Source organism: Salmonella sp. SJTUF14076, from assembly GCF_015534835.1.
Taxonomy (GTDB): domain Bacteria; phylum Pseudomonadota; class Gammaproteobacteria; order Enterobacterales; family Enterobacteriaceae; genus Salmonella; species Salmonella enterica.
Window position 1 is genome coordinate 387,345 of sequence record NZ_CP064674.1, and the last position, 18,865, is coordinate 406,209.

The following is an 18,865-nucleotide window of genomic DNA, read 5'->3' on the forward strand; positions in this document are numbered from 1 at the left end:
TAGAGCAATTTGTAGGCCGGATATGTTGTTCTGGTCGCCATTCGGCAACGCTAACTCGGGTTTTGCAACAATCAGGCTTGGTGATTTATTCAGTTGCCAAACCCGCTTGAGTATTGAGATAATTTTCAGTCTGACTCTCGCAATATCTTATGAGGTTTCAGTTCATGTCCTGCTGCGCTGGGTGTCTGTGAAGCGGGTTTACCATTAACGAATAGTCTTAGTAGTACCGAAAAAATGGCAGAGAAACGCAATATCTTTCTGGTTGGGCCTATGGGTGCCGGAAAAAGCACTATTGGGCGCCAGTTAGCTCAACAACTCAATATGGAATTTTACGATTCTGATCAAGAGATTGAGAAACGAACCGGAGCTGATGTGGGCTGGGTCTTCGATGTTGAAGGTGAAGACGGCTTCCGTAATCGTGAAGAAAAAGTTATCAACGAATTGACGGAAAAACAGGGTATTGTGCTGGCAACCGGCGGTGGCTCTGTAAAATCGCGTGAAACGCGTAACCGTCTCTCCGCGCGTGGCGTCGTGGTCTACCTTGAAACGACCATCGAAAAACAACTGGCGCGCACGCAGCGTGATAAAAAACGCCCGCTGTTGCAGGTTGAAGCACCGCCTCGCGAAGTTCTGGAAGCGCTGGCTAACGAACGCAATCCGCTGTACGAAGAGATTGCCGACGTCACCATTCGCACCGACGATCAAAGCGCTAAGGTTGTGGCAAACCAGATTATTCATATGCTGGAAAGCAACTAATTCAAGCAGAATACGCTGGGTAAGCGGGCACAAGTAACTAAGGTGGATGTCGCGTCATGGAGAGGATTACAGTCACTCTCGGGGAACGTAGTTACCCGATCACCATCGCGGCTGGTTTGTTTAACGAACCAGCTTCATTCTTGCCGCTGAAATCAGGCGATCAGGTCATGTTAGTGACCAACGAAACCCTGGCGCCGCTTTATCTGGACAAGGTTCGCGGCGTACTCGAACGGGCGGGCGTTAACGTAGACAGCGTGATTCTTCCTGACGGCGAGCAGTATAAGAGCCTGACGGTGCTGGATACGGTGTTTACGGCGTTACTGAAAAAACCGCATGGTCGTGATACCACGTTGGTCGCGCTTGGCGGCGGCGTGATTGGCGATCTCACCGGTTTTGCGGCGGCCAGCTACCAGCGAGGCGTACGTTTCATCCAGGTGCCAACTACCTTACTGTCGCAGGTTGATTCTTCCGTGGGCGGGAAGACCGCCGTCAACCATCCCCTTGGCAAAAACATGATTGGCGCGTTTTACCAACCCGCTTCTGTGGTTGTCGATCTTGATTGCCTGAAAACGCTTCCCGCACGCGAACTGGCATCGGGACTGGCAGAGGTGATCAAATACGGCATTATACTCGACGCGGACTTCTTCACCTGGCTTGAGGGTAATCTGGATGCGCTATTGCGTCTGGACGGCCCGGCGATGGCGTACTGTATTCGTCGTTGTTGCGAGCTGAAAGCCGAAGTTGTTGCCGCCGACGAGCGTGAAGCGGGCTTACGTGCTTTACTGAATCTTGGACATACCTTTGGCCACGCCATTGAAGCGGAAATGGGATATGGCAATTGGTTACATGGTGAAGCCGTTGCCGCAGGTATAGTGATGGCTGCGCGCGCATCCGAGCGTTTGGGGCAGTTCAGTTCTGCTGATACGCAGCGCATCATCGCGCTACTCGAACGGGCCGGGTTGCCAGTCAATGGCCCTTGCGAGATGTCCGCGCAGGACTATTTGCCGCACATGCTGCGAGATAAAAAAGTGTTAGCGGGGGAGCTGCGTTTAGTGCTTCCGCTGGCCATAGGGAAAAGTGAAGTGCGCGGCGGAGTGTCGCACGAAGTCGTTCTTAGCGCGATTGCTGACTGTCAGCAGGCGTAACAACAAGAAAGGTCAGACTGATATTGCGTAGATGTCAGTCTTTTAGCTTCAGGTTATGTGCAATGTCGTAAGCATTAACCTTTGAGTGGGGTGTTAAATGGATGAATTCAAACCAGAAGACGAGCTGAAACCCGATCCCAGCGATCGTCGTACTGGTCGTTCTCGTCAATCTTCAGAACGCGATAATGAGCCGCAGATCAACTTTGATGACGTTGATCTGGATGCCGACGATCGCCGTCCGACGCGTACGCGTAAAGCGCGTAGTGAAGAACCTGAAGTTGAAGAAGAGTACGAATCCGATGAAGACGATACGGTGGACGAAGAGCGTGTTGAACGCCGTCCACGTAAGCGTAAAAAAGCGGCCCATAAGCCAGCCTCTCGTCAATACATGATGATGGGCGTTGGCGTACTGGTGCTGCTGCTGTTGATTATCGGTATCGGCTCCGCGCTGAAAGCCCCCTCAACGTCTTCCAGCGAGCCGTCGGCCTCTGGCGAAAAGAGTATCGATCTTTCCGGTAACGCCGCCGATCAGGCGAATGCGACCCAGCCTGCGCCGGGCGCCACCTCCGCAGAACAAACCGCGGGCAATACGTCGCAGGATATTTCGTTGCCGCCGATTTCTTCAACGCCGACGCAGGGACAGTCACCTGTGGTCGCTGACGGTCAGCAGCGCGTGGAAGTACAGGGCGATCTGAATAATGCGCTGACGCAGAATCCAGAGCAGATGAACAATGTTGCGGTGAACTCTACGTTGCCGACGGAGCCTGCAACCGTCGCGCCAGTTCGCAATGGCAGCACGACGCGTCAGGCGGCGGTTAGCGAACCTGCTGAGCGTCATACCACGCGTCCGGAACGTAAACAGGCCGTTATTGAACCTAAGAAACCGCAGGCAACGGCGAAAACCACGACTGCGGAACCGAAGAAACCGGTCGCGCCAGTGAAACGCACGGAACCGGCAGCGCCAGCCGCGACGCCGAAAGCGACCATCACGACGACTGCGCCGCAAGCGACGGCAAGCGCTGCGCCGGTACAAACCGCGAAGCCAGCGCAAGCCTCGACGACGCCTGTCGCAGGCGGCGGGAAAAGCGCTGGCAACGTTGGCGCATTAAAGAGCGCGCCATCCAGCCACTACACATTGCAGCTCAGTAGTTCTTCAAATTACGACAACCTGAACGGTTGGGCGAAGAAAGAGAACCTGAAAAATTATGTGGTATACGAGACGACGCGTAATGGACAACCGTGGTATGTGCTGGTAACGGGGATGTATGCTTCGAAAGAAGATGCTAAACGTGCGGTGTCCACCTTACCTGCCGATGTGCAGGCGAAAAACCCGTGGGCAAAACCGTTGCATCAGGTTCAGGCCGATCTGAAATAATCCAGGCTGTGTCCTGCAATTGCCTGTGAGTGTCGCTGACAGCTATTTTTGTTCAGGACAGGCGCGAGGGGCGCATTTGCTACCGTCAAATGCGCCGTAAAGCAACGCGGCACAGCCTAAAGCGCAGGATGCTGTCGGAGCTTTCTCCACAGCCGGAGAAGGTGTAATTAGTTAGTCAGCATGAAAAAAAATCGCGCTTTTTTGAAGTGGGCAGGGGGAAAATACCCTCTGCTTGATGATATCAAACGACATTTGCCAAAAGGCGAGTGCCTTGTCGAACCTTTTGTGGGTGCCGGATCGGTGTTTCTTAACACCGACTTTTCTCGTTATATCCTCGCCGATATCAACAGCGACCTTATTAGCCTCTATAACATCGTGAAGTTACGTACTGACGAGTATGTACAGGCTTCGCGCGAGCTGTTTATGCCTGAAACTAACCAGGCTGAGGTCTATTACCAACTCCGTGAGGAGTTCAACACCTGCCAGGACCCCTTTCGTCGGGCGGTACTGTTTTTATATCTGAACCGCTACGGTTATAACGGACTCTGTCGCTATAACTTACGCGGGGAATTTAATGTACCGTTTGGTCGTTATAAAAGACCTTACTTCCCGGAAGCGGAGTTGTACCACTTTGCAGAAAAAGCGCAGAATGCGTTCTTTTACTGTGAGTCATACGCAGACAGTATGGCGCGTGCGGACAAGTCGTCGGTGGTCTATTGCGATCCGCCTTATGCGCCGTTGTCCGCCACGGCTAACTTCACAGCGTATCACACCAATAGTTTTAGCCTGACGCAACAAGCGCATCTGGCGGAAATCGCTGAGAATCTGGTCAGTAACCGGATACCGGTGCTCATTTCCAACCATGATACGGCGCTCACACGCGAGTGGTATCAACTCGCAAAATTGCATGTCGTCAAAGTTAGACGCAGTATAAGCAGCAACGGCGGCACACGTAAAAAGGTGGACGAACTGCTGGCTCTGTACCAACCAGGAGTCGCAACGCCTGCAAGAAAATAATTCTCAAGGAGAAGCGGATGAAACAGTATTTGATTGCCCCCTCAATTCTGTCGGCTGATTTTGCTCGCCTGGGTGAAGACACCGCCAAAGCGCTGGCTGCCGGTGCTGATGTTGTACACTTTGACGTCATGGATAATCACTATGTGCCGAACCTGACTATCGGCCCGATGGTGCTGAAATCCCTGCGTCAGTACGGTATTACCGCGCCTATTGATGTCCACCTGATGGTCAAGCCAGTCGACCGTATCGTGCCCGACTTTGCCGCCGCTGGCGCGAGCATCATTACCTTTCACCCGGAAGCCTCCGAACATGTTGACCGCACGCTACAGCTGATTAAAGAGCACGGCTGTAAAGCGGGGCTGGTATTCAACCCGGCAACGTCGCTCAGTTATCTCGATTACGTCATGGACAAACTGGATGTGATCCTGCTGATGTCCGTGAACCCAGGCTTCGGCGGCCAGTCTTTTATTCCGCAGACGCTGGATAAACTGCGCGAAGTGCGTCGCCGCATTGATGCGTCCGGTTACGACATTCGCCTGGAAGTGGACGGCGGCGTGAAGGTGAACAATATCGGCGAGATCGCCGCAGCTGGTGCGGACATGTTTGTTGCGGGGTCGGCAATTTTCGATAAACCCGACTACAAAAAAGTGATTGATGAAATGCGCAGTGAGCTGGCAAAGGTAAGTCATGAATAAGTTGCAGAATATTCGGGGCGTCGCCTTTGATCTTGACGGCACGCTGGTGGATAGCGCGCCGGGTCTTGCCGCGGCGGTGGATATGGCGTTGTATGCGCTGGAACTGCCGGTCGCGGGCGAGGAGCGCGTGATTACCTGGATTGGTAACGGCGCAGACGTATTGATGGAACGCGCGCTGACCTGGGCTCGCGAGGAGCGCGCCACGCTGCGTAAGACGATGGGGAAACCGCCCGTTGATGAAGATATTCCTGCCGAGGAACAGGTACGCATTCTGCGTAAACTGTTCGACAGGTATTATGGCGAAGTGGCGGAAGAGGGCACCTTTTTATTTCCGCATGTCGCCGACACGCTGGGCGCGCTGCACGCCAGCGGATTGTCATTAGGTCTGGTGACGAATAAGCCGACGCCGTTCGTCGCGCCGTTGCTGGAATCGCTTGATATCGCCAAATACTTTAGCGTGGTTATCGGCGGCGATGATGTGCAAAATAAGAAGCCGCATCCAGAGCCGTTGTTGCTGGTGGCAAGCCGGCTGGGCATGATGCCGGAGCAGATGCTTTTTGTCGGCGATTCGCGTAATGATATTCAGGCCGCAAAAGCGGCGGGCTGCCCTTCGGTTGGCCTGACATACGGCTACAATTATGGCGAAGCGATCGCCCTTAGCGAGCCGGACGTCATTTATGACAGTTTTAACGATCTTTTGCCCGCACTTGGGCTTCCGCATAGCGATAACCAGGAAATAAAAAATGACTAAGCCCATCGTTTTTAGTGGCGCACAGCCCTCAGGTGAATTGACCATTGGCAACTATATGGGGGCATTGCGTCAGTGGGTAAACATGCAGGATGACTATCATTGCATCTACTGCATCGTAGACCAACATGCTATTACCGTGCGTCAGGACGCGCAGCAGCTACGTAAAGCGACGCTGGATACGCTGGCGCTGTACCTGGCATGTGGTATTGATCCTGAAAAGAGCACTATTTTCGTTCAGTCCCATGTGCCGGAACATGCGCAGCTTGGCTGGGCGCTGAACTGCTATACCTATTTCGGCGAGCTGAGCCGTATGACGCAGTTTAAAGATAAATCTGCGCGCTATGCGGAAAACATTAACGCCGGTCTGTTTGATTACCCGGTGCTGATGGCGGCAGACATCCTGCTGTACCAAACCAATCTGGTGCCGGTAGGCGAAGATCAGAAGCAGCATCTGGAACTGAGCCGTGATATCGCCCAGCGTTTTAACGGGCTGTATGGTGATATTTTCAAAGTACCGGAACCGTTTATTCCAAAATCCGGCGCGCGCGTGATGTCGTTGCTGGAGCCGACGAAGAAAATGTCCAAATCGGACGATAACCGTAATAACGTGATCGGCCTGCTGGAAGATCCGAAATCGGTAGTGAAGAAAATCAAACGTGCGGTCACTGACTCCGACGAGCCGCCGGTAGTGCGTTATGATGTGAAAGAGAAAGCGGGTGTCTCTAACCTGCTGGATATCCTTTCCGCCGTGACCGGTCAGAGCATTCCTGAACTGGAAAAACAGTTTGAAGGTAAAATGTATGGCCATTTGAAAGGTGAAGTGGCGGAGGCGGTTTCCGGAATGCTGTCTGAGTTGCAGGAGCGCTATCACCGTTTCCGCAACGACGAAGCGTTCTTGCAGAAGGTGATGAAAGACGGGGCGGAAAAAGCCAGCGCACGTGCGGCCGAAACGCTGAAAGCCGTTTACGAAGCCATTGGCTTTGTGGCGAAACCGTAACGGTAATTGCTTGCCCGATGGCGCTAGCTTATCGGGCCTACCAACGAACGTAAGTTGGACAAGGCACCTGTGCCGTACCGTTTATCAGAACTGTAAAAAAACCGGGAAATCCCGGTTTTTTTGTATCTGCGCAGTCGTTTCTATTATTGATCGGCAGCCGGGCCGCAACCGCCAATAATTTTAGAAATAGAAATTGCAGGGTGCAGCAAATAATCGTAGCTGCAGTTATTTTTTTTGTTTTCGATATGACCAGTACAGGCGGTAAGCGTCGCCAGAACCCCTGCCACAACGGCAATTTTTACAAATTTAAACATGTCAAAATCCTTATTGATAAAACGAGCACTACTGGTGGAATAAATATAAGATCTATTTAGCGTATAGTACGATAGCAATTATTAAACTATACAGGTAGTCCAAATAAGGACTTTATCTTTACCAGAGGATATGATTTAAAAAGGCCGCTTAATAATAAGCGGCCTTTATTTGTGTTATATAATGTCGTTTATTTAACGAAATGTTTTCTTAACGTTAAGCATAAAGCCTTTATCGCTGATACCGTCCTCCTTCCACTGGTATGCATCCAGATGTAGCGCGGTATCATTGCTGCTATATTTCACGCCGATAGTTGCCAGACCATTAACGCCGCCGCCTTTTTGACCGTCATCCACGCCGAACGATTGACCCGCCGCACCCTGTAATGACGCTGTACGCTGGCTCTTGCTGTAGCTCAGGTTCGGGCCGCCTTCCAGGGTAGCTGTGGCGCTCCAGCCGTCTTTCCCGGCGTAATCCAGCTTCAGGCCGACAATAGAGTCTACCGCCGTTTCGTTGCCAGAATTCATGGACAGGTTAAAATCTCCGGCGCTGCGCTCTTTGTAGCCTCCTTCCATGGTGTGACGGAATTTCACCCCGGCATACGGCGTGACTTTCAGCGTATCACTCATCATGGTGAAAGTTTTCGCCCCTTCACTGCGAAACTCAAGGTACTGCTGACGCATGTCGGAATCGGCAATTTTGTTGACATCGCCATAGGCGACAGAACGGCTACTGTCGAGGTTGTGTACGTCATAACGTAGGCTGTTATTCCACGCCAGACCTTCATCAAACGCCATGCTGTGCTTCAGGCCAAAGAACTGGCTGTAGCCGCCGGTCAGGCCGTTGTCGCCCGCTTTTTCTGAACCGTCGCCGTCCAGACGGGCGATACCGTATTCCAGCGTCAGGTTCTGGTTTTCGGTTAAGTCCAGTTTCTGACGCAGCGCCAGCATGTCGTACTGGGTGTCGTTGCCCAGCTCCGCGCGCGGGTCGCCTTTCGCTACGACGTTAAACGCCAGGCCATCTTTGATCTGCGGCGCGGCGTCGGCCAGCATGGTAAAGCGGTTGCTTAACACCCGGGCTTCACGGAATACCGTGGTGGCCTGGCTGCCGCTGACCTGTTTCAGGGCGCTGTTCAGTTCGGCGGTGGTGCCAACGTTGAGGCTGGTGTACAGCTCGTTGTTGGTGTAACCGGCGTCCAGCGCCTGCGCCACGTCAGACACGCTACCGTCGGTCGCCACATCGGCGTAGGCGTTTTTGGTCATGGTGACGTCAACGTTGCCGCTGGCATCGGTGCTTCCCTGGGCGTTCCACACCACGCTGGTAGACTGGATAGCGGAAGCGTCGGTGAGGTTGCTGCCCTCCACCACGTTGGCAAAGCTGACGGTGGTGTCGGCGGTGCCTGCGGTGAAGCCGGTATTGATGCCCACGCCTTCCATGCTGGCGTTGCTGACCATCAGCTTACCGGCGCTGCCGTCGGCGTTCGTGCCAACCACGTAGCCGTTCAGGTTGTTGGACGCGCCGGACGTGTCGCCGGCGGCGGAGCCGGAGGTCGTGTTGCTGCTGGGTTCAACAGGCGTTCCCGGCAACGTATAGTCGGCATAATGCGCCTCGTCGCTGTTGCCGTTATTACCGTTTGTCCCTTCGACGTTAACGCTGTCACCCTGTTTAATAATACCGGAACCCGTTACGCCATCGGCAATGACTACCGTCCCGTTATTAACCACATGCCCCGCACCCGCCACGCTAAACGCGTAAGAGTTATTCGCGTAAATATTAATGGTGCCGTTGTTCTCAATGACAGCATCAGCGGTGGCATTTTTATCCAGCGCCATCGCGACCATGCCGGTGTCGGTGGTGCCTTCAGTACCTAAATTGATCGTATTGTTATTGACCAGTTGCGCATTCTTGCCGCCATACATGCCGTAAGCGTTATTACCGCTGATATTCATGGTGCCGTCGTTGACCGCCACGTAATTGTTATAGGCGGAGAAATCGACGGCGCGGCCATTATCCGCATCGTAATTGATTACGCCGTTTGACTGGTTCCAGAAGAAAGCGTGTTTATCCGGGGCGTTACCTGCGCCACCGCCAGCATAAGCCAGTGCCGCAGTAGTGGCATTTACCGTACCGTCATTGATAAATGCCGCTCCCGCGCCCCAATAGTTAATCGCGCCCTTATTGGAGGTTGCCGTAAGCTCCATCGTCCCGGTGTTGTACAGCGTTCCGTTATTCGCATTCAGGTGAATGGCATTTTTGTTGTTATCAAGGATTAACGTACCGGTATTAAAGAATTGCGCGAAATCATTGATTTCCAGCATGGACGCATTTTTAGCGTCAGTCGCGGAGCCAAGATAGAACGTGCCGTCGTTAATGATTGCACTGTTAGCGCCAGTCACTTTTGCGCCGGAAGTCATCGTGCCATCCGTGCCGTTAGTTAATACGCCGTTGGTCGTCAGGCTACGGCTGTCAATGGTGCCATTATTAACGATATCGCCGCCATTTTGCGTCAGCGCACCGTTTATGACGCCGTCATTGACAAGGTTGCCGGATACCGTGGTGTTGCTATTGATAACGCCGCTGTCGTTGTTGGTCAGCGTGCCGCTATCCAGGACGGTAATGGACTCGCCGCCGACCACTCCGGCGTTATTAACGTCTCCGGTCACAACTGCTTTATTATCAAGTGTTGTGCTGGTTCCGGTATCGGCAAGAGTAGCGCCGTCTGTGTAAGGGATAGAAACGTCACTGTTTGTTGGATTGTACTCGTCGCTGTCCTGGCAATCGTCGCCAAAACAGACGGTGCCGTAGTTAACAATCAGGCTATTGCCGTCGGTCAGGAAAGGCTTGCCGTAATCGGCATAAATATTGATTTTGCCTGTGGTATCGTTGACAACGGTTCCGCCGTTGAGCGCCGCCATGCCTACCAGTTGATTCGGGTCGGTCCCTTCAACGCCCGCATCAGCGGTCAGATTAATCACCCCCTGGTTAATGGCGGTGCCGCCGTTAAGCGCCATCATGCCGAACCCGGCGTTATTGACGTTAATGGTGCCGGTGTTGGTGGCGGTGGCATCGCCATAACCGCTGTCGGTGGTGCCTGCGACCATCGCGGCGCTGGTGACATAAAGTTTCGGTGGCGTCCAGTAAGTTTTGTCGGTGATGTTATTTTCATCATCCAGCGTCGGGACAAAGCCGTCCAGGTAGATATCACCAGCGTTGAGCGCCGTGCCTTTGCTGGCGGATACGCCGTATACCCCTGCGCCCTGCAAATATATGGTGGCGCCGGCGTCGTTACTCACCTCGCCGTAGTCCTCTGCCAGCATGGCGTACAGGGTATTTTTGTACCAGATTAGTGGGAAGTTGCCCGCGCCGGTATTTGAAAACGGAGTTAATGATGAAACTAAGGTGATTGTCCCTTCCGCTTCATTATTAACGGTGGAACCCTGGCCGTTAGCCGCGGCGATCGCATTACGGCTGGACGTCCCTGTTGTGGCATACGCGGTAATCTTGCCGCTGTTTTGTGCCTGTGCGCCGCTATCCGCCAGTAATAAAGCGACGGCGCCATCGTCAACGACAGTGCCCTGATTATTGATTGAGGAGCCCTCGCCGCTGGCGGTTAACAGGGCCTGCGTCATGTAATAATTAGAAAGAATAACCGTTTCATTGATATTAACCGTTGAGTTTTGATCTAACGTTAAGTTGCCGCCATTTCTCACATTCGCCAGCGTCACCGCGCCGCCGGGGACGGTGGCAATATTGAGCGTGGATTCACCGCTTAGCGTTACGCTACTGTCTCCGCTGATGTTTATACCGGTAACGGCTGATTCGAGGCCGTCAGCATCTTCGGTGTAGTTGATATTAATACCGCCGGCTAAGTCCACGGTATTGCCATCACCTGCCACATCAAGGCCAACGGTATTCAGATATTGTTCGTCCACGTTACTCATATCGCTGACGTTAATATTGAGCGTGCCGGTCAGGTCCACCGCATTATTGCTGCCGCTGATAGACATCCCCATAAGGGTATCGCTGCTGCCGGCCATCACGCTGTCTTTGTCATAGTCGCCGTTGACCGTGACGCTGCCGATAATATTCAGCGTGTTGTTATTCCCCGTCATGTCGAGGCCCGTCGCGCCACGATAAACGTTATCCCCGTCCTCTGTTGCGGTGACATTAATATCGCCATCCAGCGTCGCCTGCGACGCATTGCCGCTTACCAGCGCGCCGGTGCCGTTAAGGCTGATGTTAATATTCCCCTTGTTTTTGAAGGTGTTTTGTTCGCCTGCGACCACAAACCCCACTGAGTCTGCATCACGCACGGTGGCGTTGCCGGTATTTTTGGCTTCATTTCCGGCGCCGTAGGTGATGATGCCCATCGCGCCGCCGGTGACCAGCAGATCGCCCGCCTGGGTCAGGCTGCTATTGTCGCCATTAATAATCGCCGCCGCAGAGCCTGCGCCATCAACGGCGATATCGCCGGTATTGGCGATACGGGCGTCGTCGCCGTCAATTCGCGTACCAATGGCGCCGCCGGAAATAGTCTGATTACCTTCATTGATAATGAGCGCATTGTCGCCGTCGATATACAGTGCCGTTGAGCCCGTGCCGCTGACGGTGGTGTCCCCGGCGTTATCGATAACCGCGTTATCGCCGGTGATGTGAGCACCGGTGCCGCCATCGGTGATGGTCATATCACCGTCATTGTTGACGCGGGCGTTATTGCCGTCAATGACGGTGCCGGTGGAGCCTGTGCCGTTGATGGTGGAGGTACCAGTATTCTTAATCGTGGCGTTGTCGCCGTCGATGATGATGGCGGTGCCGCCGCCGCTCACGGCAATGTCACCGGCGAAATTGGTGGTGGTTCCGTTGCCGGAAATCAGCGCGCCGGTGGCGTTGTCCACCGTTGAGTGGCCCGAAATGGTGTTGGTGGTGCCATCGCCAGTGATCACCATGCCGATGGCGCCGTCGGTCACACTGGAACCCCCGGTGAGCGTGTTGACGGTTCGATTGCCGGAAATAATCACGCCGGTGCGATCCTGGCCGCTGATATCCATGCCGCGATCGGAGGTATGCGATTCGCCGTCGCCGCTGATAACGGTGGTTTTATCGTCGGCAAGGATCAGATAGCCCCGGCTGTCATACTTCCAGTAGAGACCATTTTCCTGGGTGCCTTCAATCACGGCGGCATTAGCGTCGGTCACGTCCCAACCGGTGACGTTCAGCGTTTTGCCGCCCAGGGTGGTGAGCTGCCACTGGTTGTTCTGTTCTGAATAATTCCACACGGCACCCTCGAGAACGCTGCCGCTATCCAGTTTGAAGCTATCGAAGGCCAGGGTGTCTTTGCCTTTATCGATGGTGACGCCGTTGCTGAAGGTTATAACAGAGTCATCCGGGGGCGTGTCGTCGTCATCGGGCGGGGTCACATCGTCATCGCCGCTATCATCGGGCGGGGTTACATCGTCATCGCCGCTATCGTCGGGTGGGGTCCCATCGTCATCGCCGCTATCATCGGGCGGGGTTACATCGTCATCGCCGCTATCATCGGGCGGGGTTACATCGTCATCGCCGCTATCATCGGGCGGGGTCACATCGTCATCGCCGCTATCGTCGGGCGGGGTCACATCGTCATCGCCGCTATCATCGGGCGGGGTTACATCGTCATCGCCGCTATCATCGGGCGGGGTTACATCGTCATCGCCGCTATCATCGGGCGGGGTTACATCGTCATCGCCGCTATCATCGGGCGGGGTCACATCGTCATCGCCACTATCGTCGGGCGGGGTCACATTGTCATCGCTGCCATCGTCAGGCGGGGTGACATTGCCGCCATCGTCGGGCGGGGTAACGTTGCCGCCATCGTCGGGCGTAGGGGGAATATAAGAATGAGTAGAATCTCCGCCACCGTTATTTTCAACGCCAATAGCCACACCCGCGACCAGTGCGGCAACGCCGCCAGCAACCCAGCCCCAGTGATTATCATTTTCAGGTAATGTAGCAAGGCAGGTCGGTGAGAGTTTTGCGCGTTTTTCTTTAGGCAGGGAGGCGATATTACTGGGACATTCTTTTTCATCATCGTTATTCTCTGCGGCGATGGCCGGAATGTAATAACTTTGCAGCGTTAAAGCGATAGCGATAGAAATAAGTTTTTTCTTTTGCATAGAGTTCATCCTTAATTAATATTTCCTTGCGTACTAAACATATGCGGATAGCGATACAGGCAATGATGAAATGGCCAGAAGAAAATTATGATTTAGTGTTTATTTTATCACCCGATAACCAGGTCGGGTCAAATTGAAGGCTTAACGATATTATTTGTTGGGTGAATGAATAATGGGTGAATTTGACGAATGAAAGGGTTTTTACGCAATATAATTGCTATTTAAATTCGTTTGGTGCATTTAAAATGGATTGCTTAATTCAATTTTAAGTAAAAATAATTTTAGATTACGAGTAGTTGTAAAATAAAGCCCTGAATAACAGGGCTTTATTTTAATTAATGATTAGAGAACCAATTTAATTTATCGCGTAAGGCTACCACGCGACCAACGATAATCAGCACCGGGCTTTCAACCTGTTGCGCTAATTCACCGAGCTGCGTCAGCACACCGTGGACGACGCGTTGCTTCACGGAGGTACCGTTTTCTACCAGCGCAACCGGCATATCGGCCTGCATACCGAATGCGATCAGTTTTTCCTGGATAGTCGCTGCCTGATTCAGCCCCATGTAGAACACCAGCGTCTGTTTTTCTGCCGCCAGGTTTTCCCAGTCCAGCTCGCCGTCGGTTTTCAGGTGACCCGTGACCAGACGTACGCTCTGTGCGTAATCGCGATGGGTTAGCGGAATACCGGAGTAGGCGGAGCAGCCGGAAGCCGCGGTAATCCCCGGTACTACTGAGAAAGGAATACCGGCATGACACAGCGTTTCCAGCTCTTCGCCGCCGCGACCAAAGATAAAGGGATCGCCGCCTTTCAGGCGTACCACGCGTTTACCTTTTTGCGCTTCACGCAGCAGGATCTGGTTGATTTCCTCCTGTGGGACGCAGTGGTAACCCGCGCGTTTCCCCACAAAGACCCGATCGGCATCGCGGCGTACCAGGTTCATAATGTCGTCGGAAACGAGGCGATCGTAAACCACGATATCCGCCTGTTGGATTTGTTGTAATCCTTTCAGCGTAAGCAGCCCGGCATCGCCCGGCCCGGCGCCGACCAGCACGACTTCGCCACGGTGATCCAGCGGCTCGCTAAACAGGTGTTCAGTTGTCGCGTTAACCGCTTTCTCATCGGCATTCGCCAGCGACTGCGCCAGCCGGTCATTGACGAAAAATTTTTCCCAGAAGCGACGACGTTCGCCCATGGTGGCAAACTGCTTTTTCACTCGGGCGCGGAGCTGTCCGGCATAGCGCGCGACCTGCCCCAGATGCTGCGGCAGCAGCGATTCCAGTTTCTCGCGCAGCAGACGCGCCAGCACCGGGGAAGTGCCGCCCGAGGAGACGGCGACCATCAGCGGCGAGCGGTCAATAATGGAGGGCATGATAAAGCTGGCGGCTTTCGGCGCATCCACCACGTTGCAGAAGATACGGCGTGACTCCGCCGCGTCGCTGACGCGCTGGTTGACGGTATCGTCGTCAGTGGCCGCGATCGCCAGCCAACACGAGTCGAGAAGCGTTTCGTCGAACGGTCCCTCAACCAGAGTCAACATGCCTTCATTTGCCCATACGGTGAACTGTGGAATAAAGGTCAGCGCATTGACCGTTAAACGTGCGCCTGCTTCCAGCAATAACCGTGTTTTGCGTTCTGCGACATCGCCACCGCCGACGATCAGACAGTCGCGGTCGCGTAATTGACAAAATATAGGCAAATGGTCCACGACATTACCCCTTAATGGTTGGCTGTAACCTTAATTTGGTTGGTTTTTTGCGGAACAGGACGCTCCGATTTCGGCGTAGCATACCAATAACCCAATCCCATGAACACGACGCCGGACAAAGTATTACCCAGAGTGACCCATAACAGGTTGTGTCCGATTCCGGACAGGGTATAGGCGTCGCTGTGATGGCCAAACCAGGAGAGGGCGAACAGCGTCATATTCGCGACGGAGTGCTCGTAGCCGGAAGCGATAAAGGCCAGCAGACACCACCAGATAGCAAGAAATTTTGCCGTGCCTTCGGTGCGAATCGCCATCCAGATTGCCAGACAAACCAGCCAGTTACACAGCGCGCCTTTGAAGAACAGTACCGTGGCGGGCGCGGTGGTTTTTGCCAGCGCGACTGAGTGAACGATACTGGTATCGACCGGCAACAAACTGCCGCCGCCCCAGCTGTAAAGCAGGGCGACAAACACGGAACCGACCAGGTTGCCGAGCCAGGTTTGCGGCAGGATAGCCCACATTTGACCGTGGCTGATGGTGCCTGCTTTGACGCCCAGCGTCAGGAACATGGTGTGGCCGGTAAACAGTTCGGAACCGGCGATGATGACCAGCGTTAAGGCGATACCGAAGGTCGCTCCCATCACCAAAGGACGCACGGACGGGTCGAGCAGATTGCCGAGGGTGAAAATAAGAATGATGCCGAGACCGACATAAGCCCCGGCCATTGCCGAACTGACCCAGAAGCCGAGCGGATTATTCGCCGACAGGCGTGCGATGCGCGCAGCGTTAGCCGCACACTTATTGATAGTGTCTGTAAACATTTGATTATCCTTTTCTCACTTCATCCTTTGCACTGCCTCTTTGTTGGCTGCCCTCGCTCACCCCAGTCACATAGTGAACTATGCTCCTGGGGATTTGCTCAGTTGCCGCCGCGATGCAGTACAAATGATTTTGTGATAACAATTAAAATGAAAAAAAATACAAAAAAGGGGAGGCGTTGCGCCTCCCAAAAATAATTAACCGCGCAACTGCACCACGCCGTCTTTTACCCGCGCGTCGTACTGTTTCACAGAAAACTGCTCATCTTCCATGCACAAACCATCGCTCAGGCGGAAGCGCTGCTTTTTCAACGGGCTGGCGACCCACAGTTCGCCCTGGTGTTCCGCAATCAGCCCACGAGACAGCACACTGGCCTCAAAGAACGGGTCGATGTTGCTGATCGCAAACACCTGATCGCTATGGTAAGGACGGAAAATCGCCACCTGCTCGCCGCCTGACAGCGCGCAGACGCCGGTTCCCGGCAGGATGTCATCAATTTTGCAGATGTTTTGCCACTGGCTCATGCGTTTTCCTCCACCAGAGTGACCGGGATGCGTTCATACGGTGTGGCCGGACGATGCTGTTCGCGTTCAGGCACAACCTGGACATTTGGGTCGCGTTTGTCGCTGTTGATGAAGTGTTTGAAACGAACCTGCGCCGCTGGCGTGTTGACGGTCTCCGTCCACTCGCAGACCACCGCTGCACGCAGGCGCGCCATCTCTTCTTCCAGATGTTCGTTCAGGCCCAGCTTATCGTCGATGATGACCGATTTCAGATACTCGATGCCGCCTTCCAGATTATCCAGCCACGGCGCGGTACGGGTCAGTTTGTCGGCAGTACGGATGTAGAACATCATAAAGCGGTCGAGGTACTTGATCAGCGTGTCGCGATCGAGATCGGCTGCCAGCAGATCCGCATGACGCGGTTTCATGCCGCCGTTACCGCAGACGTACAGGTTCCAGCCTTTCTCAGTGGCGATGATACCGACATCTTTACCCTGAGCTTCCGCACATTCACGGGTACAGCCGGAGACGCCGAACTTCATTTTGTGCGGGGTGCGAATGCCTTTGTAGCGGTTTTCCAGCTCCACGCCGAAACCGACGCTGTCGCCCACGCCGTAGCGGCACCAGGTGCTGCCGACGCAGGTTTTCGCCATCCGCAGCGCTTTGGCGTACGCGTGACCGGTTTCGAAACCGGCTTCAATCAACTGACGCCAGATTTCCGGCAGATCGTCTTTTTGCGCGCCAAACAGACCGATACGCTGAGAACCGGTAATTTTGGTATAGAGGTTAAACTCGCGGGCGATACGACCCACGGCCACCAGACCTTCCGGGGTGATTTCACCGCCCGCCGAGCGCGGGATCACCGAGTAGGTGCCGTCTTTCTGAATATTCGCCAGGAAGTTATCGTTAGTATCCTGTAGCGGCGTGTGCTGCGGTTTGAGGATGTATTCGTTCCAGCACGACGCCAGCAGGGAACCGACGGTCGGCTTACACACTTCGCAGCCGTAGCCTTTACCGTGTTTCGCCAGCAGTTCTTCAAAGGTTTTGATACCTTCCACGCGGATTAAGTGGAACAGTTCCTGACGAGAATAAGCAAAGTGCTCGCACAGGTTGTTGTTGACTTCAATACCCTGTTTCGCCAGTTCGGCGTTCAGTACCTGCGTCACCAGCGGGATGCAGCCGCCGCAGCCGGTTCCGGCTTTGGTTTCCGCTTTCAGCGCCGCCACGGTATGGCAGCCTTTATTGATAGCGGCGATCAGATCGCCTTTAGTCACATCGAAGCAGGAGCAGATCTGCGCGCTGTCCGGCAGTTTATCCACGCCGATAGCGGGTTTACCACTGCCCGCGTGCGACGGCAGGATCAGCGAATCCGGGTTTTCCGGCAGTTCGATGGCGTTCAGTACCAGTTGCAGCAAATTGCCGTAATCGCTGGTGTCGCCGACCAGTACTGCGCCGAGCAGAGTTTTGTTATCTTCGCTGACAATAAGACGTTTGTAGACTTCTTTGCTTTCATCGAGGTAAACGTAACTACGCGCGCCCGGCGTGCGGCCATGCGCGTCGCCGATGCCGCCGACGTCCACGCCCAGCAGCTTCAGCTTGGCGCTAAGATCCGCCCCTTCAAAGGCGTTTTCACTGCCGAGGATATGGTCAACGGCGACCTGGGCCATTTTATAGCCTGGTGCGACCAGACCGTAAACGCGGTTGTTCCAACTGGCGCACTCGCCGATAGCGTAGATATCCGGGTCGGACGTCTGGCAGGTGTCGTTAATCACGATCCCGCCGCGCTGCGCGACGGCCAGACCGCACTGGGTAGCCAGCTTGTCGCGGGGGCGAATACCGGTAGAGAAGACGATGAAATCGACTTCCAGCTCGCTGCCGTCGGCAAAACGCATAGTCTTACGCGCTTCGTTACCCTGCTGAACAATCTCTTGCGTGTTTTTACTGGTGTGTACACGCACGCCCATGCTTTCGATCTTGCGACGTAGCTGCTCGCCGCCCATCTGATCGAGCTGTTCCGCCATCAGCATTGGCGCAAATTCAATGACGTGCGTTTCCACGCCGAGGTTTTTCAGCGCGCCAGCGGCTTCCAGCCCCAGCAGACCGCCGCCGACCACCGCCCCGCGCTTGCTGCGACGGGCGCAGGCTTCGATAGCGTTGAGGTCTTCAATGGTACGGTAAACGAAGCAATCCTGGGTTTCGGAGCCTTTAATCGGCGGAATCCACGGATAGGAACCGGTCGCCATGATCAGCTTGTCATAATAAACGGTACGACCCGCGCTGGAGTGAATCACTTTCTCCTGACGGTTAATGGTAATTGCGCGTTCGCCAACCAGTACCTTTACGCCGTGCTTCTCGTAAAATCCTTCACGCACCAGAGAGAGCTCTTCCGCGGTGTGGTGAGAGAAGTAGGATGACAGGTGGACACGGTCATAGGCTTTACGGGGTTCTTCACAGAACACGGTAATGTCGAACAGGCTAGCGTCGGATTTATCAAGGAGATCCTCAATAAAGCGGTGGCCGACCATACCATTACCGATAATAGCGAGTCTGACTTTGCTCATTTTTGCCTCGATTTCTTTTCTATTACCGCCTACCTTAACGATTCAGCAACCCCGCTTATTGATGTAAATCAAA

Annotated in this window: 13 protein-coding genes; 7 read left to right on the forward strand and 6 right to left on the reverse strand. The window is 54.1% G+C overall.

Annotated features, from left to right (window positions below; genetic code table 11):
• The first annotated feature begins 234 nt into the window (after positions 1-234).
• From aroK to trpS, 7 genes are all read left to right on the forward strand, one after another.
• Positions 235-756 (forward strand): shikimate kinase AroK, encoded by a 522-nt coding sequence (gene aroK, locus HU143_RS01730; RefSeq protein WP_000818621.1) that lies wholly within the window; start codon positions 235-237, stop codon positions 754-756.
• A 56-nt stretch (positions 757-812) separates the two neighbouring features.
• Entirely contained in the window at positions 813-1,901 is a 1,089-nt protein-coding gene (gene aroB, locus HU143_RS01735) for a 3-dehydroquinate synthase (RefSeq protein WP_000439824.1), read from the forward strand.
• Positions 1,902-1,998: 97 nt separating this feature from the next.
• Positions 1,999-3,276, forward strand: coding sequence for a cell division protein DamX (gene damX / locus HU143_RS01740; protein ID WP_000343141.1), 1,278 nt, complete (start codon positions 1,999-2,001; stop codon positions 3,274-3,276).
• A 180-nt stretch (positions 3,277-3,456) separates the two neighbouring features.
• Positions 3,457-4,293, forward strand: a complete 837-nt coding sequence (gene dam / locus HU143_RS01745) for an adenine-specific DNA-methyltransferase (RefSeq protein ID WP_000742132.1) — start codon at positions 3,457-3,459, stop codon at positions 4,291-4,293.
• Between the two features lie 17 nt (positions 4,294-4,310).
• The gene (rpe, locus tag HU143_RS01750; protein WP_000816285.1) at positions 4,311-4,988 is read left to right on the forward strand and encodes a ribulose-phosphate 3-epimerase; all 678 of its coding nucleotides are present in this window, start codon (positions 4,311-4,313) and stop codon (positions 4,986-4,988) included.
• The gene (gph, locus tag HU143_RS01755; RefSeq protein WP_001038037.1) at positions 4,981-5,739 is read left to right on the forward strand and encodes a phosphoglycolate phosphatase; all 759 of its coding nucleotides are present in this window, start codon (positions 4,981-4,983) and stop codon (positions 5,737-5,739) included. Before rpe ends, gph begins: the two co-directional genes overlap by 8 nt.
• The gene (gene trpS, locus HU143_RS01760; protein WP_000165562.1) at positions 5,732-6,736 is read left to right on the forward strand and encodes a tryptophan--tRNA ligase; all 1,005 of its coding nucleotides are present in this window, start codon (positions 5,732-5,734) and stop codon (positions 6,734-6,736) included. Before gph ends, trpS begins: the two co-directional genes overlap by 8 nt.
• A 143-nt stretch (positions 6,737-6,879) precedes the next feature.
• On the opposite strand, the gene HU143_RS01765 is transcribed toward trpS, so the two are convergent.
• The 6 genes from HU143_RS01765 to nirB all read right to left on the reverse strand — a co-directional run bounded on the left by HU143_RS01765 (position 6,880) and on the right by nirB (position 18,792).
• Positions 6,880-7,050, reverse strand: a complete 171-nt coding sequence (locus tag HU143_RS01765) for a YhfL family protein (protein ID WP_000472323.1) — start codon at positions 7,048-7,050, stop codon at positions 6,880-6,882.
• Positions 7,051-7,242: 192 nt separating this feature from the next.
• The gene (locus HU143_RS01770) at positions 7,243-13,200 is read right to left on the reverse strand and encodes a hypothetical protein (protein ID WP_064441641.1); all 5,958 of its coding nucleotides are present in this window, start codon (positions 13,198-13,200) and stop codon (positions 7,243-7,245) included.
• A gap of 335 nt (positions 13,201-13,535) precedes the next feature.
• A complete protein-coding gene (gene cysG, locus HU143_RS01775; protein WP_023227447.1) occupies positions 13,536-14,909 on the reverse strand; it encodes a siroheme synthase CysG in 1,374 nt (457 codons plus the stop codon).
• Positions 14,910-14,920: 11 nt separating this feature from the next.
• Positions 14,921-15,730: a nitrite transporter NirC gene (gene nirC, locus HU143_RS01780; RefSeq protein ID WP_000493576.1), complete on the reverse strand. Its 810-nt coding sequence runs from the start codon at positions 15,728-15,730 to the stop codon at positions 14,921-14,923.
• Positions 15,731-15,925: 195 nt separating this feature from the next.
• The gene (gene nirD / locus HU143_RS01785; RefSeq protein WP_000084817.1) at positions 15,926-16,252 is read right to left on the reverse strand and encodes a nitrite reductase small subunit NirD; all 327 of its coding nucleotides are present in this window, start codon (positions 16,250-16,252) and stop codon (positions 15,926-15,928) included.
• The gene (gene nirB / locus HU143_RS01790; RefSeq protein ID WP_000049247.1) at positions 16,249-18,792 is read right to left on the reverse strand and encodes an NADPH-nitrite reductase large subunit; all 2,544 of its coding nucleotides are present in this window, start codon (positions 18,790-18,792) and stop codon (positions 16,249-16,251) included. Before nirB ends, nirD begins: the two co-directional genes overlap by 4 nt.
• Positions 18,793-18,865: the final 73 nt, after the last annotated feature.